The 16632-nt window shown below is 68.8% G+C and carries 15 protein-coding genes; 11 read left to right on the top strand and 4 right to left on the bottom strand.

Annotated features, from left to right (window positions below):
* The first annotated feature begins 45 nt into the window (after nt 1–45).
* Nucleotides 46–1698: a methyl-accepting chemotaxis protein gene (locus ACAV_RS15060; protein WP_013595431.1), complete on the top strand. Its 1653-nt coding sequence runs from the start codon at nt 46–48 to the stop codon at nt 1696–1698.
* Between the two features lie 143 nt (nt 1699–1841).
* Nucleotides 1842–2291 carry a CBS domain-containing protein gene (locus ACAV_RS15055; RefSeq protein ID WP_013595430.1) on the top strand — a complete coding sequence of 150 codons (450 nt, stop codon included), beginning with the start codon at nt 1842–1844 and terminating at the stop codon, nt 2289–2291.
* A 39-nt stretch (nt 2292–2330) separates the two neighbouring features.
* Here ACAV_RS15055 and ACAV_RS15050 read toward each other — a convergent pair whose 3' ends face one another.
* Together ACAV_RS15050 and ACAV_RS15045 are read right to left on the bottom strand one after the other, a co-directional pair.
* Nucleotides 2331–3326 (bottom strand): LLM class flavin-dependent oxidoreductase, encoded by a 996-nt coding sequence (locus tag ACAV_RS15050; protein WP_013595429.1) that lies wholly within the window; start codon nt 3324–3326, stop codon nt 2331–2333.
* Nucleotides 3327–3387: 61 nt separating this feature from the next.
* On the bottom strand, nt 3388–4854 hold the full coding sequence (locus tag ACAV_RS15045; protein ID WP_013595428.1) for a carboxyl transferase domain-containing protein: 1467 nt from the start codon (nt 4852–4854) through the stop codon (nt 3388–3390).
* Between the two features lie 180 nt (nt 4855–5034).
* On the opposite strand from ACAV_RS15045, the gene treF reads away from it, so the two are divergent.
* Together treF and ACAV_RS15035 are read left to right on the top strand one after the other, a co-directional pair.
* Entirely contained in the window at nt 5035–6795 is a 1761-nt protein-coding gene (treF, locus tag ACAV_RS15040) for an alpha,alpha-trehalase TreF (RefSeq protein ID WP_041828790.1), read from the top strand.
* A gap of 67 nt (nt 6796–6862) precedes the next feature.
* A complete protein-coding gene (locus tag ACAV_RS15035; RefSeq protein ID WP_013595426.1) occupies nt 6863–7066 on the top strand; it encodes a hypothetical protein in 204 nt (67 codons plus the stop codon).
* 22 nt (nt 7067–7088) lie between these two features.
* Here ACAV_RS15035 and ACAV_RS15030 read toward each other — a convergent pair whose 3' ends face one another.
* Complete coding sequence (locus ACAV_RS15030; protein ID WP_013595425.1) at nt 7089–7988, bottom strand: LysR family transcriptional regulator; 900 nt, start codon at nt 7986–7988, stop codon at nt 7089–7091.
* A 132-nt stretch (nt 7989–8120) separates the two neighbouring features.
* On the opposite strand from ACAV_RS15030, the gene ACAV_RS15025 reads away from it, so the two are divergent.
* The 7 genes from ACAV_RS15025 (at nt 8121) to xth (ending at nt 15161) form a co-directional block, all read left to right on the top strand.
* Nucleotides 8121–8858 carry an SDR family oxidoreductase gene (locus ACAV_RS15025; RefSeq protein WP_013595424.1) on the top strand — a complete coding sequence of 246 codons (738 nt, stop codon included), beginning with the start codon at nt 8121–8123 and terminating at the stop codon, nt 8856–8858.
* A 126-nt stretch (nt 8859–8984) separates the two neighbouring features.
* Entirely contained in the window at nt 8985–11321 is a 2337-nt protein-coding gene (locus ACAV_RS15020; RefSeq protein WP_013595423.1) for an ATP-binding protein, read from the top strand.
* A complete protein-coding gene (locus ACAV_RS15015) occupies nt 11318–12115 on the top strand; it encodes a methyl-accepting chemotaxis protein (protein WP_013595422.1) in 798 nt (265 codons plus the stop codon). Before ACAV_RS15020 ends, ACAV_RS15015 begins: the two co-directional genes overlap by 4 nt.
* Entirely contained in the window at nt 12112–12702 is a 591-nt protein-coding gene (locus ACAV_RS15010; RefSeq protein ID WP_013595421.1) for a hypothetical protein, read from the top strand. The genes ACAV_RS15015 and ACAV_RS15010 overlap by 4 nt, the downstream gene beginning before the upstream one ends.
* An 18-nt stretch (nt 12703–12720) precedes the next feature.
* On the top strand, nt 12721–13707 hold the full coding sequence (locus ACAV_RS15005; protein ID WP_013595420.1) for a chemotaxis protein CheX: 987 nt from the start codon (nt 12721–12723) through the stop codon (nt 13705–13707).
* A 64-nt stretch (nt 13708–13771) separates the two neighbouring features.
* Nucleotides 13772–14137 (top strand): response regulator, encoded by a 366-nt coding sequence (locus ACAV_RS15000; RefSeq protein WP_013595419.1) that lies wholly within the window; start codon nt 13772–13774, stop codon nt 14135–14137.
* Between the two features lie 115 nt (nt 14138–14252).
* Nucleotides 14253–15161, top strand: a complete 909-nt coding sequence (gene xth, locus ACAV_RS14995) for an exodeoxyribonuclease III (protein ID WP_013595418.1) — start codon at nt 14253–14255, stop codon at nt 15159–15161.
* Here xth and ACAV_RS14990 read toward each other — a convergent pair.
* Nucleotides 15158–16627, bottom strand: coding sequence for a carboxylesterase/lipase family protein (locus ACAV_RS14990; protein ID WP_013595417.1), 1470 nt, complete (start codon nt 16625–16627; stop codon nt 15158–15160). The genes xth and ACAV_RS14990 overlap by 4 nt on opposite strands.
* Nucleotides 16628–16632 lie beyond the last annotated feature (5 nt).

Genomic DNA, 16632 nt, shown 5'->3' with positions numbered 1-16632 from the left:
GGACGGGCCCGGTTCGCGAAGAAACCACCCAGCCGAGGAGAACCCATGCGCGTCAACCTTCCCGTCACCGCCCAGGAATACCCTTTCCCGCGGGGCGAGACACTCGTTTCCACCACCGATCTGCAGGGGCGCATCCTCTACTGCAATCCCATGTTCGTGGAGGTGAGCGGCTACGAGCGCGCCGAGCTGCTGGGCCAGCCGCACAACATGATCCGCCATCCGGACATGCCGGAAGAGGCGTTCCGCGACATGTGGGAAACCATCGCCGCCGGGTGGCCATGGTCCGCTGCGGTGAAGAACCGCCGCAAGGACGGGACTTACTACTGGGTCATGGCCAACGTCACGCCGCTGATGGAGGACGGGCGCCCGGTGGGCTACATGTCGGTGCGCACCGAAGCCTCGCGCGAGCAGATCGCGGGCGCCGAGGCGCTCTATGGCCGCATGCGCGCCGAGAAGCAGGCCGGCCGCATGGTGCATGCACTGCAGCGCGGACGGGTCGTGCGCAGGACGCTTTCGGGGCGCATCCGCCAGGCGCTGGACATCGGCCTGGGCGGGCAGGTGGCCATGGCCTTCGCGTCGGTATGGCTGGCGGCGTTCCTCGCGGGGCTTGTGGACCAGGAATCGGGCGTGTTCTCCGCGCTGGCGTGGCTGGCCGTCGCGGCGGTGGCTGTCGGGGGATTCGCATGGGTGCGCCGGGCCGCCGTGCTGCCGCTGGCCGCCATGGTGGGCGCGGCCAACCGCATGGCGGCCGGCGACCTGACGCAGAGCGTCACCGTGACGCGCACCGGCCTGACCGGAGAACTGCAGCGCGCGCTCGCGCAGCTCAATGTCAACCTGCTGTCGATCGTGCGCGATGCTCGCCAGGAGAGCGACAAGATGCGCATGTCGAGCCGCGAGATCGCCCAGGGCAACCAGGAACTGTCCTCGCGCACCGAGAACCAGGCGAGCAATTTGCAGCAGACGGCTGCCTCGATGGAGGAGATCACCGGCACCGTCAAGCAGACCGCAGACTCCGCACGCCAGGCCAGCGAACTCGCCCAGCAGGCCACGGGCGTGGCCGAGCGCACCAGCGGCGCGGTGGACGAGGTGGCCGCGACCATGCGGGAGATCCAGACCTCGTCCGGCCGCATCGGCGAGATCACCGGGCTGATCGACTCCATCGCCTTCCAGACCAACATCCTCGCGCTGAACGCGGCCGTGGAGGCGGCGCGCGCCGGCGAGCACGGCCGCGGCTTCGCCGTGGTGGCCGCGGAAGTGCGCAGCCTGTCGCAGCGCACCCAGTCCGCCGCCAAGGAAATCCGCCAGCTGATCGAGGAATCCGCGGCGCGGGTGGGGGAGGGCCACGCGCGCACCGACGGTGCCCGCCGGACCATGCAGGAATCGCTCGAACTGGTGCGCCGCGTCGGCGTGTTCATCGGGGAGATCCACAGCGCCTCGAACGAGCAGCTCTCGGGCATCTCGCAGGTGAATGCGGCCGTGGCCCAGCTGGACACCATCACCCAGCAGAACGCGGCGCTGGTCGAGGAGAGCGCCGCCCTGGCCATCGAACTGGAGCGCCAGGCCCAGACCGTGTCGGAGTCGGTGCAGGTGTTCCGCCTGGACCGGGGACCCCGCGCCGCCGCGCCCGATGCCGTCGCGCTGCGCAAGGCGGCCAAGGCCGGCCGGACCGGCGCCGCCGCGCTGCCTGCGCCGCGCTGACGCCCGCTGCGGCAGCGGCTTTTTGCAACCTTGTGTATCCCGCCCGGCCATGGCCGGGCGCAGCCCCGTTGCGGACCGCGCGGCTTGCATGGACACTGGCGCCAGGCCAGATGCCGTTCACCATCCAGCACCGGGAGGCTTCCATGACCGCTGTCGCAGACATCCTCAGATCCAAGGCCCACCAGGAGGTCTTCACCATCGCGCCGTCCGACTCCATGCTCGACGCGCTGCGCCTGATGGCCGACAAGGGCATCGGCGCGCTGCTCGTGATGGACGGAAAGAGCATCGCAGGCATCGTCACCGAGCGGGACTACGCGCGCAAGGTGGCGCTGCTGGGCCGTACGTCGGGCGACACCCGCGTCGCGGACGTGATGACCCGCGCCGTGCGCTTCGTGCGGCCCGTGCAGACCAGCGGCCAGTGCCTGGCGCTCATGAGCGAAAACCGCCTGCGGCACCTGCCCGTGGTGGAGGAGGACGGCACGCTCGTGGGCCTCATCTCCATCGGCGACCTCGTGAAGGACGTGATCTCCGAGCAGCAGTTCATCATCGAGCAGATGGAGCAGTACATCACCGGGGGCGGACGGCCCGCGTAGGCGGCTCGCCGGTGCCGCTCCGGAACACGGCGCTCCCCGTCAAAGCGCAAGCGAGGCACGCTGCTTGCCGAAGTGCCTCCCGAGTGCGGGGATGACCTGCAGGCCATACAGCCGGTAGGACATCAGCAGGGCATTCCTGTCCAGGGTATTGCCCGTGAAGAAGCCCACCATGTGGCCAGCCCCGGTGCGGCGCGCCTGCTCCACGATCTGCTCCACGACATCGGCAGGCGACCCGGCGATGGTGTCCTGGTCGAGGATGGAGGGAATGCGGTGGCGCGCGATGTCGGCTTGTTCCAGCGCCTCGGCCCGGCCCGGTGCCACGAAGATGCACCGTCTTATCGCGAGCCGGGAAGACACTTCGTCTTCGGACCCGGCATGGATGGCGTTGCGGTATTCATCGAAGAGTGCGCAGACCTCGTCCACGGAGAGGAAGCCCGTACAGACCTTGTGTCCCTCGCGGGCGGCTTCCTGCGCGGCCCTGGCGCTGCGCACCGTCGCCCAGACCGGCGGGAACGGCCTTTGCAGCGGCGAGGGAAGAGCGTGCAGGTTCCTCATCGTCCAGTAAGTGCCTGCGTGGTCCAGCGGGGCCGTGTCCATCGCTTTCCGGATGATCTGCCGGGCCTCATCGAACATCGGTTGCAGATGCTCCCGGTCCATGCCCAGCGCAACCGCCTCTTCGGGATTGGACCCGCGTGCCAGGCCGACCTCCAGCCGCCCCCCGCTCAGGTGGTCGAGTACGCCGATCTCCTCCAGGACACGCCACGGCTGGCTGAGCGGAAGTACCCATCCCAGGATGCCGATCCTCAACCGCTTCGTCAGTGCCGCGGCCGTGGCTGCGACCAGGGCGGGCGCCGGAGAAACCCGTGCGCCGCCGAAATGGTGTTCGCTGAAGAAGATGCCTTCGTACCCGAGGGCTTCCGCATCGATCCAGCTCTTTCTTCGCCAGGCGAGTTCCGCCTGATAGTTGGCCGGGTCGAAAGCGGCAGGGTTTTCGTCAGCGGAAACGTTGAATTGTTCGAAGATCCAGGATTTCATCGGTGCAGGGTTTTTCACTTTCTAAGGGGGATTCATGGGGCGCCGGGTGGGCGGTTGCAGGTCATGCACGCTTGCGCAATGGAGCGGAGACCTTGGAAACGCCGATGGGCCCGGAGCGCGGGGCAGATTTCCTGGCGGGGGCCGCGGGCTGTCCGGATGGGGCCTCTGCCGCGAGAAACAGGGCGAGGTGGTGCAGGATTCTTTCCCGCGTGTCTGCAGGGTCGATCACTTCCGTGACGAGGCCTTTCTCGGCCAGCCGGGCCGGCGCCGAGATCTCCCGGCGAAGCAGTTCCACCACCTGCCGCTTTTCGGGTGGAGCGCTTTCCAATATCGCTTCCATCGTTTTGACGCCGAAAACGCCAATATTGGCATGCGGATAGGCAAGGATCGCCACGGGGTCGAAACCGGGGCCGTGCATGGCGTACAGGCCGCCGGTATAGGCCTTTCGCACGACGATGAGGATTTTGGGGACGGTGCTTCGCACATGCGCTGAAAACAATTCGGCCGCTGCGGAGAATATGCCGCTGCGCTCGGCTTCCCTGCCTATCATGAAGCCCGGTACATCCGCGAAGAAAACAATGGGAATGCGGAGCTTGTCCGCAAGGCGGATGGCGCGGACCATTTTCCTGGCCGACGGTCCCTGGATGGCGCCCGACTGGTGCCTGGGATTGTTGGCGATCAGCGCCATCGGGTGTTTACCCACAGTCGCGAAGCCAGTCAGCACTTCGGGTGCGTGGTGGGGGCTGATTTCCACCAGGCTGTGTGCATCGGCGACCGCCTCGATCAGGGAATGCGCGTCGTAGGGCCGACCAGGGTCGCGCGGGATCAGCCTGCCGATATGCAGTGGCCTCGGCCTGGGACCCCTCGCGCGCCTGCGGGGGACCTGCCTGCGGCCCAGGCTTATCAACTTTCGCGCGCAGGCGAACAGCGCCTGCTCGTCATCGAAAACCAGCTGCACCGAACCGGCTTCGCTGTGTACTTGCGGGCCCCCGAGCGACTGCAGGTCGCAGTCCTGTCCCAGCATGGCCCGGACCATGTCCGGACGGCCCATGCACAGGGCTCCTTTGCGGGTCATCATCACGAGGTCTGCCAGCATGAGCGGCAAGGCGAGGGGACCGGAGGTCGGTCCCAGAATGGCTGAGACCATGAGATGCTGTTGTGCGAACCTTGCCAGGCAGGCACTGACCCGTCCCATGCCGGAAGGCGACAGCAGCAGGGTGGAAAGATCTGCCGTGACCACGCGGGTGGTATCGAATCCTCCTTCCGGATCGCCCAGCTGGTCCTGTACATAGAGCAGGGGCGCTTCTTCCTGCGCTGCCTGCTCGATCGTGCGGGTGATATGCAGCGCGGTGTTCCGCTGCAGTCGGTCTTCGAATTCACAATCACGTCCCCGGTTCATTATCAGGAAAACTGTGAGTGAATCGATCAGGCCCTTGCCGCAGATGAAATGGCTTTCTATGGAAGGTTGCGTCTCTGTGAATGTTTCGGCATCGAAAATCAATCCTGTCCTGGCTGCGGCAATCGACAAGGGTTTCTCCTTGTGTTTTTTCGCTATTGTTGGGTAAATAATTCCTGATGATTTCGATCTAAAAGAAATTTAATTTCTGCAGGGATTAATTATTTTGTATGCGGATGCGAAGCCACGGCGCAGCGTCCGACGTGCTGCCCGGGCATTTCCGACAGGAAGTGGGTAGGCCGCGGTGGTCCAATGCGAGAACTCGGCCGTGGCCCATCCACTGTCGCGATGTCCGAAGGCTCCACCCAACCGACCCTGACCCGCCGCATGTCCGCATTGCCCTCGCACACTTCCACAGCAGAGCCCCGACCGCACCAGGCGGTGGTGCCCATCGAAGGCGCCGGCCCCATCGACGCCACTCCGGCCGCCCGTGCCGCCGCGGCCCGCAGCGTTCCGCCGCCGGATACGCGCTCCCCGGCCGACCGCTATGAGGAGCTGTTCGTGGAAGTGCAGCGCCAGCGTGTCTTCGAAGACTCCAAGACCTTCGTGGACTGCGCGCCCCGCATGCCGCCCGAAGACATCCTGGCCGCCTACCGCGCCGAGCGTGGCGGCCCCGGCTTCGACCTGGCCGGCTTCGTGCACCGCCACTTCGCCCCGCCGCGCAGCGGCTGCGAGCGCTCCACCGCGCCGCAGGGCCTGCCGCTGGCGGCACACATCGACGCGCTCTGGAACGAATTGGCGCGGCATCCGGCCCACCATCCCCGGCGTGGTTCCCTGCTGGAACTCCCGCATGCCTACGTCGTGCCAGGCGGCCGCTTCGTGGAGATGTACTACTGGGATTCGTACTTCACCATGCTGGGCCTGGTGCCCAGCGGGCGCCCGCGGCTGCTGCATGCGATGACGGACAACTTCGCCTACCTCATCGACACCTACGGCCATGTGCCCAATGGCACGCGCACCTATTACCTGAGCCGCTCGCAGCCGCCGGTGTTCGCGCTGATGGCGGGCCTGTGCGAATCCACCCGGGGGCAGGGCGCGCGCCGCTACCTGCCGCAGATGCTGCGCGAATACGCCTTCTGGATGGACGGCGCGGACGGCCTCGCGGAGGGCGGCGCCCACCGCCGTGTGGTGGCGCTGCCGGGCGGCCACGTGCTCAACCGCTACTGGGACGACCGCGACACCCCCCGGGAGGAATCCTGGCGCGAGGACATGGAAACCGCCGCCGCCTGCACGCGCCCTGCTTCGGAAGTGTTCCGCAACCTGCGGGCAGCCGCCGAATCGGGGTGGGACTTCAGTTCGCGCTGGCTGGACGACCTGGACGCCGCCGCCACGCGCACCGCCTGCCTGGCCGGCATCTGCACCACGCGCATCCTGCCCGTGGACCTGAACGCGCTGCTGCACGCGAGCGAGACGATGATCGCCCGCCTGAGCCGCGAGGCCGGCGATACCGCCACTGCGGAGGATTTCGAGGGCCGCGCCGCGCGCCGGGCCGAGGCGATCACCCGTTTCCTCTGGAACGACGAGGCGGGGGCCTTCCTGGACTACGACTGGCAGAACCGCGTGCCGCGGCCCGCCCTCACGGCCGCGACGGTGGCGCCCCTTTTCACCGGTACCGCCACGCTGGAGCAGGCGCGTGCGCTCGCGGCCACCGTGCGGCGACGCCTGCTGGTGCGCGGCGGCCTCGCCACCACCGAGATCGCGAGCGGCGAACAGTGGGACCGGCCCAATGGCTGGGCACCGATGCAATGGATGGGCGCGCAAGGCTTCGCGCGCTATGGCGACCGGGACAAGGGCTGCCGCCAGCTGGCCAGCGACATCCGCGAGCGCTGGCTCGCCACCGTGCGCCACGTGTACGACCAGGAAGGCCGGCTGGTGGAGAAATACGCGCTGTGCGAGAACGACTGCGATGCATCCGCGGGTGGCGACGGGGGCGAATACCCGCTGCAGGACGGCTTCGGCTGGACGAACGGCGTGGTGCGGGCCTGGCTGGATGACCCGGCGTGGAAGGGGTAACCTCCAAGGATTGCCATTCCTTGAACGCGCTGATGCTGCCAGGCAGGTGTCGTCCTGTTGCCATTCCATGAATGAGATATTCGACCTGCTGTTGCTCTTGGTGCTCCATTGGCGCATCGGAGTCGCTGTTCTTGCCGCTTTGATCACCGCCGTGTTCCTCGCAGCGACACTGCATTGGTTCACGGGGTGGTACGGCATCCTCCTGGTGCTGCTGGGATTGGCTGGCGGAATGATGTGGGAGGCGGAGTGGAAGCGCAGCAGTCCCCGGTAGGCATGCGCGAGGCCCGCGGCAGTCAGCCCGCTCTGTCCACCCACGCCCTGACATGCTCCACCAGCGCCCGCAATTTGCGCGGCGTGTTCCTGCGGCTCGGGAAGTAGAGGTAGAAGCCCGGAAAACGGGGCAGGAACTCCTCCAGCACCGGCTCCAGCTCTCCGCGCGCGATGTAGGGCGCGAAGGTCTCTTCCATGCCGATGGTGATGCCCGCGCCTGCGAGCGCGGTGCGGATCATCAGCAGCATGTCGTTGGTCGTGATCCGCGGCTCCACCGCCAGGTCGAAATCCCGGCCATCCTCGCGGAACTCCCACCGGTAGGGGGCCACGCCCGGCGCGGGGCGCCAGCCGATGCAGGCATGCGCGAGCAGGTCTCGCGGGTGCCGTGGCCGGCCATGTGCCGCGAGGTACTGCGGGGTGGCGACCACCATCTGCCGCTGCGGCCCGGTGAGCGGCACGGCCACCATGTCCTGCTCGATGACCTCGCCCAGCCGCACGCCGGCGTCGAAGCCCGCCGCGACGATGTCGGACTCTTCATCCGTCACGGTGATGTCCAGCGTGACGCCGGGATGCGCCTGCGCGAACGAGGCGATCAGCGGTCCGGAGAGGAAGCGTTCCGCGATCGAGGTGGCGGCCACGCGCAGCAGTCCGCGGGCCGGTCCGTCGGTGGCGGCTTCTTCCAGCGCCGCGTGGACGGCCGAGAGGGGACCGGCGATCTGTCCGTGCAGCCGCTCCCCCGCTTCGGTCAGGCGAACGTGGCGCGTGGAGCGCTGCACGAGCGCGACGCCCAGGCCGTCCTCCAGCCGCCGGATGCCCTGGCTCACGGCCGAGCGCGTGACGCCCAGGTGATCGGCGGCCGCACGGAAGTTCTGCTCCTTCGCGACGGCGAGGAAGAAGCGCAACAGTTGGAGGTCGGCGGGCATTGGCAAAAAATTCTAAACACCCCGGTCAGCGCCCGGGGAGTTCCGGCCGCCGCGGTGCGTCCCTAGATTCCGTGCAGGGCCGCCAGCGGCTCCTTCCCTCCCTCCACCTGCAAGGACCCAAGGAACTTCCCCATGCAAGACAACCCACTCTCCAAAATCGTCCTCATCACCGGCGCCAGCAGCGGCATCGGCGAAGCCACGGCGCGGCTGCTCGCGGACAGCGGCGCCACGGTGCTGCTGGGCGCACGCCGCACCGACCGGCTCGAGCGCATCGTGGCCGACATCACGGCGCGTGGTGGCATCGCGGAGGCCCGCGCGCTGGATGTGACGCGCCGCGCGGACGTCGAGGCCTTCGCCGCCCATGCGCTCGAACGTTTCGGACGCATCGACGTGATCGTCAACAATGCCGGCGTGATGCCGCTGTCCCCGATGGCCTCGCTGCGGGTGGACGAATGGGACCGCATGATCGACGTCAACATCCGCGGCGTGCTGCACGGCATCGCCGCCGTGCTGCCGGCGATGCAGGCGCAGCGCTCGGGCCACGTGGTGAACGTCGCCTCCATCGGCGCCCATGCGGTATCGCCCACCGCCGCCGTGTACTGCGCCACCAAGTACGCGGTCTGGGCCCTCTCCGAAGGCCTGCGCCAGGAACACTCGGACATCCGCGTGACCACGATCAGCCCGGGCGTGACCGCATCGGAACTGGCCGAGAGCATCGCCGACGAGAAGGGGCGCGAGGAAATGAAGGCGTTCCGCCGGGTGGCGATCGGCGCGGACGCCATCGCCCGCGCGATCCGCTTCGCCATCGAACAGCCCGGCGACGTGGACACCAGCGAGATCGTCATCCGGCCCACGGCCAGCGCCCATTGACGCAAGGACGGACACCGACGCCGCATCGGGCGTGCGGACGGCACCTCCGCGGGGCTTTGTCATCCCCGCGCCATATGGAGATTCCATACTTGATGCATCTTGTTACATGCGTGGATCGCCCTTGCCATGACCGTCCGCTTGCGCATCACCCTGTTGATCGTTCTCGCCTTTCTCGCGCTCTGCTCCGTCGGGGGCTTCGCGCTCTACCAGTCGGCCGAGGGGGCCCGGCAGGTCAAGCGGGTGACGGAGGGCGTCGTGCCCAGCGCCATCCATTCCGTGGAGCTCATGGGCCAGCTCAAGGATGTGCAGATGGCCGCGCTGGGCATGGTGTCCGCGAACGACGTGGAGGCCGCGCAGAAACTGCACGAGCAACTGGTGGAGCGCAAGGCGGTGCTGCAGAAGGCGCTGGACCAGCAACTGCGGGAAGCCGACAGCGATGCGCAGCGCGGCCTGGTGAAGGAGGCCGCCATGAGCCTGGAGAACTACTTCGCGGCCATCGACGACACGGCGCGTTTCAAGCTCGCCGGCCAGCAGGACGCGGCCGAGGCCTTCATGGCCGCCACGGTGGACCAGTACCTGCGCGAGCAGGGCCAGATGATCGAGGCCATCCAGGTGGAGAAGCGCCGCAGCAAGGACGAGGCCATCGGCTCGCTGAACGCGCAGCTGGAGCACACCACGACCACGCTGCTGGCCGTGGCCGCCGTCGCCATCCTGGGCCTGGCCGCCGCGGGCTACCTGCTCTACCGCCAGATCGTGCGCCCCATCCGCGAGATGGAGCTCAAGATGACCGAGATCGCCACGAGCCAGGATTTCTCGCACCGCGTGCCCGTGACCCGCATGGACGAAATCGGCCGCTCGCTCACCGCCTTCAACGCGATGGTGGAGAAGATCGAGGAAAGCTCCGAGCTGGTGCGCCGCAAGACCGCCGACATCCAGGCCATGCTGCACACCATTCCGCAGGGCATCCTGACCCTGCAGGCCGGGCGCACCATCCACCCCGAATACTCGGACCACCTCGCGCGCATCCTGGAAGAGGACGACATCGCCGGCCGCACGCTCGACGCGCTGCTGTTCGACCGCTCCGACCTGAGCGCGGACGCCCGGGCCCAGACCCTGGCCGCGATCGACGCCTGCATCGGCGAGGATGAACTCAACTTCTCCTTCAACGCGCACCTGCTGCCGCAGGAGTTGCAGGTGCGCTTCGATGGGGACCGCGTGAAGGTGGTCGAACTGGGCTGGTCGCCCATCACCGCCGCCGACGGTACCGTGGAGCGCCTGCTGCTGAGCCTGCGCGACGTGACCGAGCTGCGTGCGCTGGCCCGCGACGCCCACGCCCGCAAGGAGGAGCTGGCCATGGTCGGCGAACTGCTGGCCTTCGACCCCGACAAGTTCCCGGCGTTCGCAGACAGCGCGGACCACCTGCTGCGCGACATCCATGCCCTGCTCGACGCCACCGCGGCCCGGCCTGATGCGCGCGCCGATGCAATCGCGGCGATGTTCCGCCACATGCACACGATCAAAGGCAACGCCCGCACCTACGGCCTGCTGCGCATCGCCGACGCCGCCCACGTGGCCGAGCAGCGCTATGCCGCCCTGCGCGACGATCCGTCGGCCTGGGACGATGCGGCCCTGCAATCCGAACGCGACGCGGTGGCCGCTGCGCTGGCGGCATACGTCCGTGTGAACACCGAAACGCTGGGCCGCGGCGCGGCACCCGTGGCCGGCGATGCCGAAACCGTGCGCATCCCGCGCGCCCGCATCGAAGCCCTGCGCTCGCGCATCGCGGCGCTGTCTGGCGACGAGCGCTGCGCGCCGGACCACCGCGCCACGCTGGATCGCATCGCCGAGGCACTCGCGAACGCCGACGCACCGGGGCTGGGCGACGTGATCGGCGGTGTGGCCGCCTCGCTGCCAGCGTTGGCGCACGACCTGGGCAAGGAAGCGCCCGAGGTGGTGATGCACGAAGAGGCCCCCGTGGCCGTGCAGCCCGAAGCCGCCGAAGCCCTGCGCAATGCCTTCGTCCACCTGCTGCGCAACGCGCTCGACCACGGCATCGAGCCGGCGGCCGAACGCACGGCCCACGGCAAGGCGCCTGCAGGCCGCATCCGCATTGCCACCCAGTTCGTCGCATCCGGGCTGGAAATCCGCCTGGCCGACGACGGGCGCGGCCTGAACCTGGACCGCATCCGTGACAAGGCGCGCGCCCAGGGCCTGCTCGCCGAAGGCGCCTCGCTGTCGCCCGCAGAGACCGCGCAGCTGATCTTCGCGCCGGGCTTCTCCACGGCCGGCGAAGTGACCGACGTGTCCGGCCGCGGTGTGGGCATGGACGCGGTGAAGGCGTTCGTCGAATCGCTCGGCGGGGACATCACCCTGGTGCTGGCCGACGGCGCCCGGCCGTCCGCCACGCCCTTCGAAACCGTGCTGCGCCTGCCGGCCCGCTGGGCTGTGGCGGTGGCGGCATGACCTGGGGCATGGAGTACACGATGGCACAGGAATGGATGTGGCTGGCGGCAGGCTGCCTGCTGGGCGGCGGGTTGACCGCGGCGATCGCCGCGTGGCGCGCGGCGCACCGCAGGGCCGGGGAAGACCGTGCACGCTCGCAGGCCCTGGCCGTGCAGCAGGCCGCAGACGCGTCGCGCCATGCGGCCGAGGCGCTGCAGGAGCGCTGCGCGCAACTGGAGGCCGAGCTGGTCCAGGCGCAACGGCAGTTCGATGATGCCGCGGCCGAGTGGCAGCACCGGCTGGGTGAAAGCGACCAGGCCTCCGAGCAGCGCACCCGGCAACTCGGCGAGAACACGCTGCACCACGCCCTCACCCAGGCCGAGGCGCTGCGCGAGCTGCAGGGCATCGGCAAGACCTTCGAGCGCTGGCATGCGGACATGAGCACCCTGGTGGCGCACAACCGCAGCCTGCACGACAAAAACGACGCGTTCTCGCAGATCGTGCGCAAGATGGTGATCGTGGCGCTCAACGCCTCGATCGAGGCGGCGCGCGCGGGCGTCGCGGGGCGCGGCTTCGACGTGGTCGCCACGGAAATGCGCGAACTCTCGGCCAGCGCCGAGCGCCTCTCGCGCGACTACCGCACCAGCCTCTACGAGAACGACCTGATCGCCACCACCACCTTCCAGGACATGCAGGCCGGCGGCAAGATGGTCATCAACGCCGCGATGGGACTGGAGCTGGCGAACCGCCGCATCCAGGCCGCTCTCGGCGGGGGCGACGGCGACGGGCAGGGCAGCCTGCTGGAGACCGCATGACGGCACCGGTCCCTTCCGCCACCCTCGCGACCGGGTTCATCAGCCCGCGGGCCCAGGGCAGCCTCGACCGCATGATGGTCTCCGCCCTGCGCCAGAGCGTGGTGCGCAGCGACGCCGTCGCCGTGCAACCCATGGATGCGCTGCCCGCCACCGGCGCCACGCATATGGCGGTGCTCTCCATCGCCTCGTTCTCGTTCCGCGTCGTCGCTGCGCTGCATTTCGACCACAGCCCGGCCTGGCGCGGCTGGGTCGCGGAGATGAGCGGGCAGGAGGCGGGTCCTTCAAGCGACCAGGCGTTTCTCGACCGCGTCTGCGAGATGGGCAACCTCTGCAGCGGCGCCATCAATCGCGACCTGGGCGGCTTCCAGGCGTTCCTGGGCCTCTCCACCCCGCAGATCCTGGACGCGCGCTGCGCGCCGTACTTCACGCGCGCCGGCTTCGAGCACGTGCGGCATTTCCGCATGGACGTGCGGCCGGACCTGTCCCTGCACGCTTCGCTCTGTGCGCGCGCCTATGCGCCTCTGGACTTCCACTGGGCCGGCCCCGAGCCGGAAGCGGTGGAGTCCGGCGAACTCGAAATGTTCTAAGCGACGAAAGACCATCCCATGAACACCCGCGACCCTTACGAAGCCATCGCCCCGGCCGCCCTGGAAAGCAAGGTGCTGGTCATCGAGACGGACGCTGCCGTGCTCGACGCCATCCGCGCCTTCTGCGGCGACAACGCCCTGCAGGGGCACCGCGTGCATCCCCTCAACGTGGCCGGCGTGCTGCGCTCACGCATCGACCTGGGCGCGGTCTTCGTCGGCGGCCGGCTGCAGGGCGCCGTCAGCGACGGCATCGAACTCTCCCGCGAGATCGCCCGCCTGCGCCCCGAACTGCCGCTCTTCCTGCGTACCGACGGCGTGGAGCTGCCCGACCTCGGCGCGCTGCCCTCCATCGTGCCCTACACCCTGGCGGACATCGGCGCGCTGCGCGGCGAACTCGACCGCAAGATCTTCGACCGCGTCTACCCGACCTCGCTGGTGCGCGCACTCGGCGAGATGACGCAGTCGGCCCTCGCCAGCCAGTTCAAGGACATGGACGTGCGCATGGACCCGCCCTACGTGGTGCGCGACCGCCTCATCCATGGCGAGATGTTCACCCTGATCCCGATGGAAACGCCCTGGTGCCGCGGCTTCATGACGCTGCAGACCGATGCCGAATCGCTGCGCCGCGTCGTCTCCGCGGGGCACACGGTGTTCTCCGCCGAAGACGGCGCGGACTTCCGCAACCTGAACGCCCTGCTGGGCGAACTCACCAACCTCATCTGGGGCGGCTTCCGCAACCGCTACGGCACCGAAGGCGCGGGCGGCACCTTCGGCGTGCAGGTGCCCATCATCGTCAACCACCTGCACCGCTACATCAGCTTCGGCACCGAGAGCCCCCAGCTCTGCTTCAAGTGCCAGGCCTGGTCGCCGGACGACCCGGAAGGCACCACCGTCACGATCTACCAGCGCTTCGCCTTCAGCCTGAGCTGGGCACCCGAGCTCTACCGCGAGAGCGAGACGCTGCTGAGCGGGTTCGTCGAATCGGGCGAGCTGGAAATGTTCTGAGCGGCGTCGTTTTCCTTTCTCTTTCCTTTGTCTTTTCCCTGTTTTTTTCGAGGAGCATTCCACCATGGCCAACGTTCTTGTCGTCGACGATTCGAGCACCGTGCGCAGCGAAGTGGGCAACTTCCTGGGCAGCAACGGCTTCCAGGTCGCGCTGGCCGTCGACGGCCGCGACGGGCTCGCCAAGCTCAAGCAGCACAGCGGCATCAAACTCATCGTGTGCGACGTCAACATGCCCAACATGGACGGCCTCACCATGGCCGAGCGCGTGCGCAGCGAACTCGGCAACCAGCGCGTGAACATCGTCATGCTCACCACCGAAAGCTCCCCCGCCATGAAGGAACGCGGCAAGGCCGCGGGCGTGAAGGGCTGGATCGTGAAACCGTTCAACGGGCCGGCGGTGCTGGGGTCGTTCCAGAAGCTTGCGGCCTGAGAGGCGCCTTTCCACCACTTCGTGCAGGGCTGGCGAAAGAACAGGGCGGTCGCCTACCGCCATCGCGCAGGCACGGCGTAGGCTTGGGGCCTCGAAAGAGCCCCATCCGCCCGCCATGAAAATCGCCACCTTCAACGTCAACAGCATCCGCGCCCGGCTGCCGGCGCTGCTCCAGTGGCTGCAGGAAACCCGCCCCGGCGTGGCCTGCCTGCAGGAACTCAAGTGCACCGACGACGCCTTCCCGGCCGAGGAAATCCGGGCCGCGGGCTACGGCGCCCTCTGGCATGGGCAGAAGGCCTGGAACGGCGTGGCTATCCTCGCGCGGGGTGCCGAGCCCATCGAGGTGCAGCGCGGGCTGCCCGGCGATGCGGCCGATACCCAGAGCCGCTATCTGGAGGCCGCCGTGGACGGCGTGCTCGTCGCCTGTCTCTACCTGCCCAACGGCAACCCGGCCCCGGGCCCCAAGTTCGACTACAAGCTCGCTTGGCTCGGCCGCCTCGCGCGGCGGGCCGATGTGCTGCGCTCCCGTCCCGAACCGGTGGTGCTGGCGGGGGACTTCAACATCATTCCCACCGAGCGCGACGTGTACAAGCCCGATGCCTGGGTTGAGGATGCCCTGTTCCGCACCGAAGTGCGCGATGCCTTCCGCGCCCTGGTGGACAGCGGCTGGACCGACGCGCTGCGCGCGGTGCATCCCGGCGAAACGGTCTATACCTTCTGGGACTACCTGCGCCAGCGCTTTCAGCGCAATGCCGGCCTGCGCATCGACCACCTGCTGCTCAACCCCGCGGCGGCGCGCCGTCTGCAGGACGCCGGCGTGGACCGCGACGTGCGCGGCCGTGCCCGGCCCAGCGACCATGCCCCGGCCTGGGCGGTGCTGGCGCCCGAGCCCCAAAAGCGCCGACCCGGTCCCTTCCCGCTAATCGCCCGCATAGCGGACCGTCACGGACAGACCGGCGCGCGAGCGGCAACGACGCGGTGCCTCGCCAGGACCGCTTCACCGGGTCGTGTCAACCGTTCTTAAAAGGCAACGCCGTTCCAGAGGCCGCGCGTCGTCCTTTCCGGATCCAGGACGACGGAGCAGGGGGCATCGAAGCGCTTCGTGGCCCTCCGGGCGAGGTCGTACGCGGGCCATCCGGGATCGCCGGTCCTGGCGAACGCCACCCAGGCGCTGTGCATCGCATCGGCCAGTGCGTCGGGCGGGTCATCGCCGAGCAGAGACCTGGCCTGGCCGGAGTGCTGCGTGCCGAAGGCGAAGGGCACGTCCACGAAGTGCGCGGCCCCCAGTTGGCCGCCGAAACCCGGTGACTTCCAGGAAAAGTGGTAGTGCCACGCCATGCCGCTGCGGCTTCTCGTTTCCGCGATGCGCAGCGCCGGCTTGCGGAAGGTGTAGTCGGACTGCAGGGCGGTATGGACCTCGCCCGGCGATGGGTCTCTCGACACACGCCGGTAGATCTCCAGCGTGCCCGGGGGCAGCTCCAGATCGCCGACGAACCGATCGACGTCCGCGGGCGTGATGCGGTGGATCGCTCCGCCGGGCACCATGTAGATGCGCGCCTCCTCGTCGGTGCTGCCGACGACCACCGGCACGCGGGGCCGGAGACCGCGCGCCAGCATGTCGAGCGGCGGGGCGTCCAGCAGGCCGCCATCGACCACCGGCAGGAAGGCCGTGCCGCCCAGCGACAGGCGGCCCCAGGCGGCGCGGTCCTGGAGCACGCCCGCGAGAGCCGGGCTGGCACCGATGAGCTCGCCCATGGGGACGGCGGTGAGGCTTCCGGCCGTTGGTGCGGCGCCGAGCCCCCGGGCAAAGACCGCTGCCAGCCGACGGGCATCGCCGTGCTGCATGGACTGCATCGGCGGGCTCTGCAGGATGGCGCGATGGAACAGTCCGTCGGCGCGCGGCGACGCCAGCAGGATCGCAATGCTTTCCGCGCCGGCGGACTGGCCGAAAAGGGTGACGTTCGCCGCATCGCCGCCGAAGGCCGCGATGTTGTCGCGAACCCACTGCAGCGCCGCGATCTGGTCGAGAAGGCCCCGGTTGGCGGGCGCTCCCTCGATGGCCATGAAGCCATCGACGCCCACGCGGTAGTTGACCGTGACCAGGACGATGCCGCTGTGCGCGAAGCGCGTGCCGTCGCAGGCGGCTTCGCCGGCATCGGCGCGGATGAAGGCGCCGCCGGGAATCCACACCATGACCGGCAGACCGCTGGCGTGCGGATCCGGCGTCCAGACGTTGACCGTCAGGTCACCGGTGCCGCCGTGCATCGAGGCCTTCGGGTCCCGGCCCGGCTGGGGCGGCGGCGGACCCAGCGCGCCGGCGTCGCGGATGCCCTGCCACGGCGCGGCCGGCTGCGGCGCCTGGAAACGCCTTTGCGGCGTGAACGGATCGGCCGCATAGGGAATTCGCTTGAACGCGGCCACGCCCCGCGAGCGGGTCCCGCGCAGGCGGCCGGAGCGCAGCGCGACCACGGGCGTGCTATCCGCGTCCATGGCAT

The organism is Paracidovorax avenae ATCC 19860, assembly GCF_000176855.2.
Lineage (GTDB): Bacteria > Pseudomonadota > Gammaproteobacteria > Burkholderiales > Burkholderiaceae_C > Paracidovorax > Paracidovorax avenae.
Note: the sequence above shows the minus strand (reverse complement) of the source record. Positions and strands in the feature narration are given on the sequence as shown.

Excerpts from the sequence above, each read along its gene's own strand:
- ACAV_RS15060 (WP_013595431.1), top strand. The coding sequence starts at position 46 with ATGCGCGTCAACCTTCCCGTCACCGCCCAGGAATACCCTTTCCCGCGG.
- ACAV_RS15055 (WP_013595430.1), top strand. The coding sequence starts at position 1,842 with ATGACCGCTGTCGCAGACATCCTCAGATCCAAGGCCCACCAGGAGGTC.
- ACAV_RS15050 (WP_013595429.1), bottom strand. The coding sequence starts at position 3,326 with ATGAAATCCTGGATCTTCGAACAATTCAACGTTTCCGCTGACGAAAAC.
- treF (WP_041828790.1), top strand. The coding sequence starts at position 5,035 with ATGCGAGAACTCGGCCGTGGCCCATCCACTGTCGCGATGTCCGAAGGC.
- ACAV_RS15035 (WP_013595426.1), top strand. The coding sequence starts at position 6,863 with ATGAATGAGATATTCGACCTGCTGTTGCTCTTGGTGCTCCATTGGCGC.
- ACAV_RS15030 (WP_013595425.1), bottom strand. The coding sequence starts at position 7,988 with ATGCCCGCCGACCTCCAACTGTTGCGCTTCTTCCTCGCCGTCGCGAAG.
- ACAV_RS15025 (WP_013595424.1), top strand. The coding sequence starts at position 8,121 with ATGCAAGACAACCCACTCTCCAAAATCGTCCTCATCACCGGCGCCAGC.
- ACAV_RS15020 (WP_013595423.1), top strand. The coding sequence starts at position 8,985 with ATGACCGTCCGCTTGCGCATCACCCTGTTGATCGTTCTCGCCTTTCTC.
- ACAV_RS15015 (WP_013595422.1), top strand. The coding sequence starts at position 11,318 with ATGACCTGGGGCATGGAGTACACGATGGCACAGGAATGGATGTGGCTG.
- ACAV_RS15010 (WP_013595421.1), top strand. The coding sequence starts at position 12,112 with ATGACGGCACCGGTCCCTTCCGCCACCCTCGCGACCGGGTTCATCAGC.
- ACAV_RS15005 (WP_013595420.1), top strand. The coding sequence starts at position 12,721 with ATGAACACCCGCGACCCTTACGAAGCCATCGCCCCGGCCGCCCTGGAA.
- ACAV_RS15000 (WP_013595419.1), top strand. The coding sequence starts at position 13,772 with ATGGCCAACGTTCTTGTCGTCGACGATTCGAGCACCGTGCGCAGCGAA.
- xth (WP_013595418.1), top strand. The coding sequence starts at position 14,253 with ATGAAAATCGCCACCTTCAACGTCAACAGCATCCGCGCCCGGCTGCCG.
- ACAV_RS14990 (WP_013595417.1), bottom strand. The coding sequence starts at position 16,627 with ATGGACGCGGATAGCACGCCCGTGGTCGCGCTGCGCTCCGGCCGCCTG.